This window comes from Rhodococcus sp. MurmanLake-1, assembly GCF_056945715.1.
In genome coordinates this window covers 22,760-34,148 of the sequence record NZ_JBWZNF010000024.1, presented here as the reverse complement: position 1 = coordinate 34,148, position 11,389 = coordinate 22,760, and the positions used below count along the sequence as shown (strand labels likewise).

Genomic DNA, 11,389 nt, shown 5'->3' with positions numbered 1-11,389 from the left:
GACCCGACTAGCCTTTTCCATCCAGTCATCACCCTGCCAGACGACGTTCGCGCTGACCGCTACGCCCGGTTGGTAGGCCTCGACGCGGTCAAAGCGAGGCTGCGCAAGGAAGCAGCCGTACTTGCCGACCCGACGACCCTCATCAAATGGGCGTTGAAGAACCACCCCAAAGTGAAGTCCGATGATCAGTCGTTCAAGCTGCTCAAGGACCGCGCACCTCTGCTGCTTTTCGCAGGCGATGTCGGCTCCGGCAAATCCGCACTCGCGGAGAGCTTCGGATGCGATCTCGCCGCTCACCTGGGCGCCGAGGTCGAACTGTGGCGACTCAAGCTCTCGACCCGCGGCTCGGGGCATGTCGGTGAAATGACGGCCTTGATCGGCTCGGCGTTCGAGGAAGTCACGTCCGAGGCAAAACTCGGCCGAAATTACCGCACCGGCAAGGTCTCGAAGGTCACCATCATGGTGATCGACGAGGCTGACGCACTCGTACAGTCCCGTGAAGCCACCCAGATGCACCACGAGGACCGCGCAGGCGTAGACGCGTTCCTCGCCGAGATCGACAGTCTCGCGGGTTCCGGTATTCCCCTGCTCGTCGTCATGTGCACGAACCGGCTCGCTGCGCTCGATCCAGCAGTCAAACGCCGGGCTGCAGCCACGTTCGACTTCGGCCGGCCGGACGAGAATCAGCGCCGCCAGGTCATCGCTACGGCATTCGAAAACTACGAACTCGCCGACGACACTATCGAAAAGCTGGTCATCGCGACCGGACCTCAGGGCCCCGACCGGTACGGCTTCACATACTCCGACCTGACCCAGCGCCTCCTGCCCACGGCAATCTTGACTGCCTTTCCCGACAACTCGATTACCGCGGACCTGTTGCTGACAGTGGCTTCCGACATCGGTCCTACCGCCCCTTTCAATGACCAGGCATCGGCGTGACACCCAGTCCAACTATCTCGGAATTTGATCCGCACACTCGCACCAAGGAGAATCGATGACCCCCAGTCAATACGACATAGCGGGCGCGTTTCGTAAAAAGCAATCGATACTGCTGGCCTCCCACGCGTCAGTCCGCGACGTAGTGAGCCATCCGACGGCTCTAGGGGACCACTCCGAGGCCGACTGGGTTGGTGTACTGAAGGACTTTCTGCCTGAGCGCTACATCGTTGGCCCGATTTTCGCAGTAGACGCTGACGGTGCTCTGAGTGAGCAAATCGACGTTGCGGTCTACGATCGTCAGTACTCACCTCTCTGGTTCGGATCGAAGGGCGGATTCGACATCGTGCCAGTGGAAGCCGTGTATGCAGTCTTCGAAGTCAAACCAACGATCAACACGACGTACATCACGGCAGCACGGGAAAAGGTCGCATCTGTTCGTCGGCTGCGCCGGACGTCGGCGCAGATCAAGCACGCCGGCGGGGCCTACAGTGCTCTTGACCCTTCAGCCAAACACATCATCGGTGGGCTCCTTGCGGCAAACGTGTCGTGGACAGATCGAGCGTCGACGATTGCGAAGCTCAAAGAGCACCTCCCGGCAGTTGGTCTCGACGAATCGCTTGATATTGGCATCGCGGTCGAGATGGTTGCGTTCGATTACACGCCCGTACCGGTCGAACTGGGAAGCCGTGAGGACGAGATCCCGCTGGAATTCAGCGCCGAAACGGACCAGCTGATCTATTTTGGGATCCGGCTGTTTCGTCAACTCCAGCAGCTTGGGACCGTGCTTGCTATCGACATGGCCGCCTACGAGTCTGCACTATCTCGGCAGTAGGGCGGTCGGCCCGATCCCTGCCGTACATTTGGATCGTCTAGGCAAGCCTATTGTCGAGCATCGAACCACGGGGGCGCCGCCAGAGGGGATGACGTGTCACACGATCTTGGCGGTACTGCTCAGGCGTCGTTTGCCTTGTCGTCGAACGAGATTGAGGTAATCGTTCCGTCGTCGTTGCTGGCGGGTCGGTGACTCGGCCGGACGATGGAGGTCAGTTCGTAGTCGGCGATTAAGTTGTTGTCGCGGTAGGTGATCCACCGCGTGAGCAACCCCGTCTCGATGTCCATCGTCAGCGTTCCGTGTTGAGTGCTGTCGTGTGTGTGCGAGGTGGATGAGGTAGCCCGTCGACGTCGATTCTGCCCGGGCGATCTTGAAGTTGTCGCGTTGGCGACCCCAGATCGGAAGGTCGAGTGGGTAGCACAGCCGGAGGGCAGGCGGCACGAGGCAGGCGGTGGGAGATTTCGCTTCATGAACGGTTTCACCTGCGCGGTTGACGTGCGTGTAGAGACCGTTCTGGTTCGTTTCTGCTGTTCCGGTGCCGAGGTCGGTGATGGACCATGTCCGGTGGATGGTGTTGGTGGTGAAGTCGAACTCTGTGACGCCGCGGTCATCGGTGCGTCGCGATCGCGCGACGACGGTGCCGACGTGGTGGACGTCGAGGAGGTGGGCCAGAGCTTCGAGGGCGGTTGCCAGTTCGTTTGCCATAGTATTTCGTCTCTTCTTGACCGCCGAGTTCGTCTACGGACCCTGATACGACAAGAGTTGTCCTCGCCCAACAGGCAAGGACGACTCTCGTTTATCGGTACCGACTGTGGCTTTATCGGCCTGAGAGGTTTTGATCTCTCGTGCCGGTTCAGGTTCCGTTGTCGGCCACGTAGATCCGAACGCGGTAGCGGTGTTTACCTGGGGGAGTGAGGGTTTGGTCGGGTGTCTCGGGGATGGCCTGGTCGAAGCCGCCGGAGTAGAAATGCCAGACGACGACTCCGCCGGGGTTGTCGTAGAACAAGTCCCCTTCGACTGCGTCTTCCCATTCGGCATCGCGTGCGGGGGCGGTGAGTCGTGCATTTCCAGTACGAGGTTGACCGGCCCTACCCGTATCCCGACCCCTACCCGGATGGATTGTCCGCCGAATACCGCAAGGGTGAATTCGGGATAGACACCGTCCGGAATGCTGTCGGACTGGACCGGGTCGATGTGGAATTGGTGGTAGTCCGTTTTGACCACTGACTGGAACCGTTCGACAAGCATCAGGACTGAATCGCACCGGAGTTTCCAGAGACTTCATCCTTTGGGAAAGATGGAGCCATGTCGTCAGCAACGAACAAGAGGTACCCGCCCGAGCTGCGTGAGCGGGCGGTGCGGATGGTTGCAGAAGTCCAGCACGAGTACCCGTCGGAGTGGGCTGCGGTCGAATCCGTGGCCGACAAACTCGGTATCGGAACAGCGCAGACGTTGCTCAACTGGATCCGGAGAGCGCAAACCGACGCCGGCGAACGCCCCGGTGTGACGAGCGAAATGGCGGCGGAGATGCGCAAGCTTCGCGCTGAGAATCGGGAACTCAAGCGTGCCAACGAGATCCTGAAGTCGGCATCGGTTTTCTTCGCAGCGGAGCTCGACCGCAACAACAAGTGATCCTCGACTACATCAACCGATACAAGAGTGAGTACGGCGTCGAGCCGATGTGCAGGGTGCTCAGCGAGCACGGCTGTTCAATTGCGCCGTCCACCTACTACGAGGCCCGCAACCGTACTGCGTCGCGGCGGGCCGTGCGCGACGAGGAGCTGAAGATCGAGGTCAGCCGTGTGCATGCCGAGAATTATTCGGTCTACGGCGCACGCAAGGTGTGGCTAGAAATGCGTCGAGAGGGCATCGAGGTCGCGCGGTGCGCGGTCGAACGGTTGAAGGGTGTTCTCGGGCTCGAAGGTGCCCGTCGAGGCAAGACCAAACGCACCACCATCGCCGATCCACAAGGACATCGCGCGGACGATCTGGTGCAACGAAAGTTCAACCCGATCGCACCGAACATGTTGTGGGTAGCCGACTTTACCTACGTTTCGACATGGTCAGGTTGGGTCTATGTCGCGTTCGTCTTCGACGCGTACTCACGCCGAATCCTCGGGTGGCGAACCGCGACGACGATGACGACACCGCTGGTGCTCGATGCAATCGAGCACGCGATCTGGACCCGACGCCGAGAGGAGATTACGGTTCTGTCGGGGCTCATTCACCACAACGACCGCGGATCGCAAGGCGGATTCAACTGGTCGAAGCAACACGTTGCTGTTGAATTGATCGTAGGTGTTCGTCCCATACTTCAGCGGGAGTTCTCCAATGGAGTCGCTTACGCGGTCGGGTGTTGAGAGCGTGTGCGACTGCCGCGAGATCGTCCGGGTTCCATCGCGAGAGATCGGTTCCCTTCGGAAAGTATTGGCGCAGTAGTGGACTGGACCCCGAAAGTTGGACACCAAATCTAGGTATCCTTCTTCAGGGAGTAGTCAGATGTACGCGAAAAGCACGTTGAGTCACTCCGACGCCGTGTCGGCGCTCGAACTATTCGAGGAAGGCTTCACGGCGAAGTCCGTCGCGTTGACTCTTGACCTTGCCCCGAACCCTGTCCAAATGTTGTATCAACGATGGCAACTTCGGGGAGCAGGTGCGCTGGTGACGAGAGACCGAAGACAGTACGATTTCGAGACCAAGCTCGAGATCGTGCGTCGCAACGTCAACGGAGAGTCCGGGAGGGCTCTGGCCGAACAGTACGACTTGCCCTCGCCCACGACGGTAGCGAACTGGACTGTCATCTACCGACGTGACGGAGAAGACGGGTTGCGCCCGAAGAGGCGTGGCAGGCCTCCAACCGATCGCGGGGATTCCCCTCCGAAAAGCGAGCTCGAGACACTGCGCGCTGAGAACGAACGGCTTCGCGCTGAGGTCGCGTACTTGGGAAAATTGCGGGCCTTGAGGTCGCAGGAACGACGCTGAAAGTTCGAGCTGTCGATGATCTCAAGGCGCAATTTCCGCTGGCACTCTTGCTGTCGATCGCGTACCTCCCCAGATCGACGTTCTATGACCATCGGAATCGACTCCGTCGCGCGGACCGGCATGCTGAGCTCAAAGAAGCCATTCGTGAGACCTTCGAAGATGCGAAGGGCGCCTACGGGCACCGACGTATCCTCGCTGTCCTGCGACGGCAGGGACGGCGGGTGGCGAAGAAAACCGTGCTCACACTGATGCGCGCCCTCGGACTGCAGTGCCTGGTGCGTCGTCGCAAACGGTACAACTCCTTCCGAGGAGAAGTCGGCGAGGCAGCCGAGAACGTGTTGAACCGTCAGTTCGCCGCAGAGACGGCGCACACCAAATGGGTAACGGACGTAACCGAGTTCAACATCGGCAATTCCAAGGTCTACCTTTCGCCCATCCTCGATCTCCATGACAACCGAATCATCTCTGTCACGGCCGGGCCCTCTCCGAGCGTGAAGATGGTCACCGACAGCCTCCGCATGGCAATCGACACCCTCAACGCTGGAGAAAAGCCACTTCTCCACTCCGACCAAGGTTTTCAGTACCGACATATCCTCTGGAGGGACACGCTGCGCGAAGCAGGGCTCACCCAGTCAATGTCCCGCAAAGGCACGTGCCTGGACAACGCCGTCATGGAAGGATTCTTCAGCCACCTCAAGGAGGAATGGTTCCGCATCCAGAAACCCGGAACTCTCGACGAGTTTCACTCAGGGCTCACCGACTACCTGCGATGGTGGAACACCACCCGCATTCAACAGCGACTCGGCTACCTCAGCCCCGACGAGTACCGCGCCCAAACACCCGCCATCGCATAAGGTTCCATTAAGAGTCCAACTTTCGGGGTCCACTCCAGTAGTCCATTCGTGTTCTCGTTAGTGCCTCGTTGCCACGGACTGTGCGGGTCGGCGAAGTAGACCTTCAGCCCGGTGTCGATGGTGAACTGGGTGTGCGCGGACATTTCCTTTCCTCGGTCCCAGGTCAGCGAGCGTTTGAGTTCGGTGGGCATCGACGCCAGCGCTTGTGCCAGTGCTTTGTTCATCGAGATTGCGCCGTAGCCTGACAGTGCCGGCCCGGTCTTGGTGATCGGTTGCGCTCGCCACCCTTGTTCCCGAGGCAAGTGCACGAGGGTGGTGTACCCGGTTGTGCGCTCGACGATGGTGCCGATCGCGGACCTGTCCGTGCCGATGATGAGGTCTCCTTCGTGATGTCCGGGAATCGCACGGTCGTCGGCTTCTTCGGGACGCTCGCTGATCAGTACGTCCGGGCTCACGTGGGCCCAGGCAACGCGTTTCGCTCTCGCGCGTGGCATCCGAAGAGCACGACCAGTTCGCAGGCACAAGATGAGTTCGCGGCGCAGCGCGCCGCGGCCCTCGATGAACAGGGACTGGTAGATGGCCTCGTGGCTGATCCGCATTGACTCATCGTCCGGGAAATCGATCGGCAGCCGGTTCGAAATCTGCTCGGGGCTCCACGCTTTCACCCATCGGCGGTCCTGACGATGGGGTTTGTTCAAGCCTTTCCATTGCCGTTCGACGGGTGCGGCGACGGCCTGTTCATTAGGTAGGGTGATCTTGCCCGAAAGGCGGTCCTCAACGTAGTCGCGCAACCGCTCATTCTCAGCCAGCTTGGCGGCCTTTGGGCGGCGGGCAAACCACTCGGCTTTCCAGTGCGCAACGCTGGCGCGATAGTCGAGCTTGCCGCCCCGGGTCGCGGCGTTGCGCCGTAACTCCCTGGAGATCGTCGACGGGCTCCTCCCGATGGCACTCGCGATCGCGCGCACTCCATGGCCGGTGGCGTGCTGGATCGCGATTTCCTCACGCTCTGCCAACGAGAGGTACCTGCTTGCCGGCGCGGGCCACGAATACGGCGTCATCCCGCCAGCGTGCCGGAACCACCGCTGGCCCACAGGTTGTCCCACGCCGACAGCGTCAGCTGCCTCGCGAGGAAGCTTGCCTGTGGCGATCTGGTCCCAAAACTGCCGTTCCTTCGACCGAGGATGGCCCGGCGCTCCGGGTGACCTCATCGGAGCCCTGCCCGTCACCTCCCGCACCCAATCCGATGGTCTGCCCACAACACCCTCCTGACCTTGAGTGTTGCTTCCACCGGTTGAGCCCAATCAGGTTGTCGTTGTCGTTGTCGGGGTCGGGGTCGAAATCAGTGAATGCCAGGCCAGGACGAACGAGGGTGGCGGGATGATCACGTCTGTCGTCGATCAACTTCCCAAGCCGATCTCAGAAACCCGCGGACAGTTCGTCGTCACGCTCGACGGCAGGCCGCTTGCATACGCCGGAGCGCATGGACAATCGCTGGATTGGTTCGCGTCGCCCTGAATGGGGCAGCGAGCAGATGCACGCCGCACCGCCCGGTGAGGGGTCTTTTCGGGTTCTGTGGGTTGGTTGGGCTCTTGGTGGTGGGTGAGGTCTGGGAGGGTCTGGGCCATTCGACGCAATGAACGGCATGCGTGGTTGCTCGGCTTATGGTGCGTGGGTGATGGCATGTGGGGGAGGGACGCGGTGGCGTCGTTGGGTGCTGCTCGGTGTTGGCTTGGTGTTGGTGGTGGGGGCGTTCGGTGCTTTCGCGTTTGTGGGGGTGGGGCGGTCTTCGTATGAGTTGTGTGCAGCCGATTCGGCTGTGGCGTTGGAGAGTGCGTCGAGGGGGGATCAGCTATACCGAGAAGGAGTACGACTACGCGGTCGAACTTGGTATCCCGGTGATGGGATTTGTCCCTGCCCAGCCTGACGAGATTCCCGTTGGAAAGACTGACCGTAGCGATGCAGCAGCGAAGAAGCTCGCTGAGTTCCGCAAAAAGGTCCAGTCGAGGATGACCAAGGACTGGAAGAACGCCGAGGACCTTGGTTCCAAGGTCACACGTGGCCTCATTCATCTCATCAAGAACAACCCTCGACCGGGATGGGTCCGTGGCGACCAGGCGATGACACCCGAGACCCGAGCAGAGATCGCCGAACTCAACGCGAAGATCGCCCAATTCGAGAAGAAGGACATCGAAGGCTCCGTCTCGACTTCGGCGCAGATGGAGGTCTCATTCGCGCACGGTCACGAGAAGGTCGAACTCTTCCTCAAACACAAGGGTTATGCGGATTATGCTCGTCGAGAAGAGGACGGCGATCTCACGTATACGTGGGACGAGATCGTCGAGGTTCTCGGCCCCACGATGATCGACGAGGCGCCGGAGCCGGCTCTACGGGAGACGTTCAACAAGCACATGCTGCTCGACATCCAGAGCGACGCTGAGAACGGTTGGACGACCGGGTGGGGGAGTGAAGCCGCAGAGATTTCGGACAGGTCGTGGGGTGCGATCATCGTCCAATTGCGAGCTCTCCGTTTGATCACCACGGGTACGAAGAAGCGCACGGTGAGCGACAAGGCCGTCTACTGGAAGCTCACACAGGCCGGGGACGAGTATCTGGTGTCACTGCGTGCAGTACTCAGCGCGAAAAACCTTGAACGGCCGTAATAACGGGCCTGTGCCCGGAGATCGGGATAACAGCGGATCTGCGAGTCGCGGGCAAAGCGGCGAAGATCTCCGGATCGTACGCTCCAGGCTGCTGAGCGCGCTGCGGAGACCTCCAGCCCACACCCCCAAACCACCCGTTATCTTTTAGCTGGTCCTTGAAACCGAGGGCTACGGTCGCCAGACCCGGTATGACTTCTCGCCCCTGTCATCAATGATCCGGGGGGTGGTGTCGCCGGGTGTGGGGGCGTCGACGGACCGCTGATAGGGACAGGGCCGCTGATCGTGAGCAGGTCTCTTCATAACGTGGGTGTCGGGTGTTGACGTCGGATCGGCGACCGGTGGTAACCGGACGAAGGACTGCTTCATGGACACGAGTTACGCCGTGTTTTGCGGCATCGACGTGGGAAAATCCGAACATCACGCCGTCGGTCTCGCCGTCGACGGAACCCGTCTCTACGACAAAGCCCTACCCAATGACGAGGGCCGCCTGCGCGCTGTGTTCGACCGCCTCGCCACACACGGGCCGCTGTTGATCGTCGTCGATCAGCCCAACACGATCGGCGCCCTGCCGGTCACCGTCGCCCGATCCTGCGGGCACCAGGTCGCGTACCTTCCAGGTCTGTCGATGCGCCGCATCGCAGATCTGTATCCCGGGCAAGCCAAAACTGATGCGCGGGATGCGTTCATCATCGCCGACACGGCCCGGACCATGCCCCACACGCTGCGGCGGGTAGATACCGGCGATGACACACTCGCCGAGCTGGATGTGCTGATCGGTTTCGATGACGATCTCGCCGGCGAAGCAACCCGCATCAGCAACCGAATCCGCGGACTGCTGACCGGCATTCACCCCGCGCTCGAACGAGTCCTCGGACCGAGTGTGACACACCCGGCAGTGCTCGAGATCCTGTCCCGCTGCGGTGGCCCCGCCGGCATCCGCGCTGCTGGTAAACGAAAACTGACCGCTATCGCCGCCAAAAACGCACCCAGGATGGGGGCAAGGCTGGTTGCGGAGATCTACGCCGCACTCGAGTCTCAGACGGTAGTGGTGCCCGGGTCCGCGGCTGCCGAGACTGTTCTACCCAAACTGGCGGACTCGCTCAAAGAGACACTGCAACAAAGAAAAACAATCGCTGTGGACGTCGAGAGGATGCTCGATGCCCACCCTCTTTCCTCGGTCCTGATCTCGATGCCAGGCATCGGAATCAGGACAGCAGCACGCATCCTCCTCGAAGTCGGTGACGGTTCGGCATTCAAATCAGCCGGACACCTCGCCGCGTACGCCGGCATCGCACCCGTGACCCACCGATCCGGAACCTCGATCCGCGGTGAACACCCCGCGAGGTCGGGCAACCGGAAACTCAAACGAGCACTTTTTCTTTCGGCCTTTGCCGCGCTGCACGACCCCACCAGCCGCGCCTACTACGACCGAAAACGAGCCGAAGGCAAGAAACACAACGCGGCGCTCATCTGCCTCGCCCGCCGCCGATGCGACGTCCTATTCGCCATGCTCAAGACCAAAACCCTCTACCAACCGCCCACAACTCAAGCCGCTTGACAGAAACCATAGGGACCCCCCCCGGGGACATGTCATCACCGCAGTTCTAACCCTAAAACCGCGACCGCGCATCACGAACAATCCACTCCCAACGGGAGTCCAGCACCATCGTGAGAAGCCAGGAGCACACGCGCAACCAACTCGGCGGTAGGCCACACTCCCAGTTCGTCCTTTACCGCAGCTAGCGTCTCGTTCACCGGCCTGCGTTTTTGGGGGCCGGCGGGGTGTGCGTGTTCGGTGGGTGTGGGGGAGTGGTGCCGGGGTTGGGCGGGGGTGTTGTGGGGCTCGTTTGCGGGTGTTCTGCAATTGTGTTGTGTGTCAGCATGTTTCGGTATTCGGTTGGTGTTGGGTCGGTTTCGCACGTTGTGCACGATGACGTTTGTGGCAACGTTGAATGTTGTTGTGGTGAAGGTGTCGGCGCTTCGTTTTTTCGGGTTGTTTTCGCGGTGTGGTGGGTTGGCGGCATGATCGGGAACGTGATGATGACGAGGCAGCGGACGCGAGACGGGGCGCTTTTCGTGACCCTCCCCTCCTCCCCAGCCTCGTTCGGGTGTCGGGCACCGGTTCAGACGCTGCGATGAATTCGATTGATGAGAACCAAGATTCGGAATTCAAAGGAGCGAAACGACTCGATCGACGGCAACGGGTACTCGATCCACTGCGAGCCGCGCAGCGGCTCCCTGGCGGGGAGCACAGCGTCTTGCTGTCGTCTTCCGATGTGAAGCGTCGGGAGGAGTTCCGGGGGATCGCGCGTGATGTGTGTAAACCGTCGAGAGTCGCAGGTCAAGGGCTGGTTGGTGGTTTTCGTTGATGAATTCCGTCTCTGTGGTCCGGTTGTCCGAAGTGCTGGATGCCCGTGTGGGTGAGTTATGCGTCGTTGGGCTTGGGGGTGGTGGCCGTGTCAGCGGGTTGGGTGAAGCGGTTGGTGAGTGCTGCGCCGATCGTCGCTAAATGGTTGCGCACGCTTTGTGGGCTGGTGATGTCGAGCCATTCGACGAGACCTGCGAGGTGACCGGCGATGCCGTACTCGCTGGGCGCGTGGATCACTACGGGGATGCGGCCATCGCTTGCGGCTGGCCCAATTTCGAGGATGTCACTGACCGCTGTGTGGAGAAAGCTGAGCCCTTCGGGTGCGCAGGTCGCGTGTACCTCGACGACTGTGCGGTTGCGCGCTGTTTCAGCGGTGCGGTCGCTCCAGCTTGCGGTGAGATCGAAGTTCTCGGCCCGGTGAACGGGGTTGTCACTGGGAAGAACGGCAGTGACGCGGTCTAGACGAAAAGTACGTTGGCCGGTCTCGGTATGAGTGACGAGGTACCAGTGCGGGCCCTTCGCCACCAATCCAAGTGGATGAACGGTTCTCTGGGATTGTTTGCCGGCGCGGTCGAGGTAGCTGAGCTGCGCTTGCACGCCGCGGATGACTGCGTCTTGGAGAACGTCAAGGAACTGTGGAGGCGGACTCGCAGGACCGCTGACGCCCCACGGTTGCGAATCCACGATCAGTGAGGAAGCCGCGGCCTCGGCCTGCGTGCGGAATGTCTCCGGCAAGGCTCGGACGAGCTTTCGA

At 60.9% G+C, this 11,389-nt stretch carries 10 protein-coding genes and 3 pseudogenes; 8 read left to right on the top strand and 5 right to left on the bottom strand.

Features of this window, described 5'->3' with window-relative positions; translation table 11 throughout:
* Both AC2ETI_RS31615 and AC2ETI_RS31610 read left to right on the top strand, forming a co-directional pair.
* On the top strand, positions 1–939 hold a 939-nt coding region (locus tag AC2ETI_RS31615), incomplete at its 5' end, for an AAA family ATPase (RefSeq protein ID WP_483634950.1).
* Between the two features lie 55 nt (positions 940–994).
* Positions 995–1,771: a DUF6602 domain-containing protein gene (locus AC2ETI_RS31610; protein ID WP_483634949.1), complete on the top strand. Its 777-nt coding sequence runs from the start codon at positions 995–997 to the stop codon at positions 1,769–1,771.
* A 96-nt stretch (positions 1,772–1,867) separates the two neighbouring features.
* On the opposite strand, the gene AC2ETI_RS31605 is transcribed toward AC2ETI_RS31610, so the two are convergent.
* Positions 1,868–2,476 (bottom strand): hypothetical protein, encoded by a 609-nt coding sequence (locus AC2ETI_RS31605; RefSeq protein WP_483634948.1) that lies wholly within the window; start codon positions 2,474–2,476, stop codon positions 1,868–1,870.
* Between the two features lie 148 nt (positions 2,477–2,624).
* Entirely contained in the window at positions 2,625–2,777 is a 153-nt protein-coding gene (locus AC2ETI_RS31600) for a hypothetical protein (RefSeq protein WP_483634947.1), read from the bottom strand.
* A gap of 299 nt (positions 2,778–3,076) precedes the next feature.
* Between AC2ETI_RS31600 and AC2ETI_RS31595 the strand changes: the two are divergent.
* Positions 3,077–4,020 (top strand): annotated as a pseudogene (locus AC2ETI_RS31595) (IS3 family transposase); the annotation flags it as partial.
* A gap of 7 nt (positions 4,021–4,027) precedes the next feature.
* Here AC2ETI_RS31595 and AC2ETI_RS31590 read toward each other — a convergent pair.
* Positions 4,028–4,210: pseudogene (locus tag AC2ETI_RS31590) on the bottom strand (IS30 family transposase); the annotation flags it as partial.
* 60 nt (positions 4,211–4,270) lie between these two features.
* Here AC2ETI_RS31590 and AC2ETI_RS31585 point away from each other — a divergent pair.
* Positions 4,271–4,753: a transposase gene (locus AC2ETI_RS31585; protein ID WP_483634946.1), complete on the top strand. Its 483-nt coding sequence runs from the start codon at positions 4,271–4,273 to the stop codon at positions 4,751–4,753.
* A gap of 47 nt (positions 4,754–4,800) precedes the next feature.
* Positions 4,801–5,607, top strand: a complete 807-nt coding sequence (locus tag AC2ETI_RS31580) for an IS3 family transposase (RefSeq protein WP_483634945.1) — start codon at positions 4,801–4,803, stop codon at positions 5,605–5,607.
* Positions 5,608–5,627: 20 nt separating this feature from the next.
* On the opposite strand, the pseudogene AC2ETI_RS31575 reads toward AC2ETI_RS31580, so the two are convergent.
* A pseudogene (locus AC2ETI_RS31575) lies at positions 5,628–6,815 on the bottom strand (IS30 family transposase); the annotation flags it as partial.
* Positions 6,816–6,984: 169 nt separating this feature from the next.
* Here AC2ETI_RS31575 and AC2ETI_RS31570 point away from each other — a divergent pair.
* The 3 genes from AC2ETI_RS31570 to AC2ETI_RS31560 all read left to right on the top strand — a co-directional run bounded on the left by AC2ETI_RS31570 (position 6,985) and on the right by AC2ETI_RS31560 (position 9,825).
* The gene (locus AC2ETI_RS31570; RefSeq protein ID WP_483634944.1) at positions 6,985–7,122 is read left to right on the top strand and encodes a hypothetical protein; all 138 of its coding nucleotides are present in this window, start codon (positions 6,985–6,987) and stop codon (positions 7,120–7,122) included.
* Positions 7,123–7,436: 314 nt separating this feature from the next.
* Positions 7,437–8,267: a hypothetical protein gene (locus AC2ETI_RS31565; protein WP_483634943.1), complete on the top strand. Its 831-nt coding sequence runs from the start codon at positions 7,437–7,439 to the stop codon at positions 8,265–8,267.
* A 364-nt stretch (positions 8,268–8,631) separates the two neighbouring features.
* Positions 8,632–9,825 (top strand): IS110 family RNA-guided transposase, encoded by a 1,194-nt coding sequence (locus AC2ETI_RS31560; RefSeq protein WP_483634942.1) that lies wholly within the window; start codon positions 8,632–8,634, stop codon positions 9,823–9,825.
* A gap of 867 nt (positions 9,826–10,692) precedes the next feature.
* Here the strand turns inward: AC2ETI_RS31560 and AC2ETI_RS31555 are convergent.
* Positions 10,693–11,370: a helix-turn-helix transcriptional regulator gene (locus AC2ETI_RS31555; protein ID WP_483634941.1), complete on the bottom strand. Its 678-nt coding sequence runs from the start codon at positions 11,368–11,370 to the stop codon at positions 10,693–10,695.
* Positions 11,371–11,389: the final 19 nt, after the last annotated feature.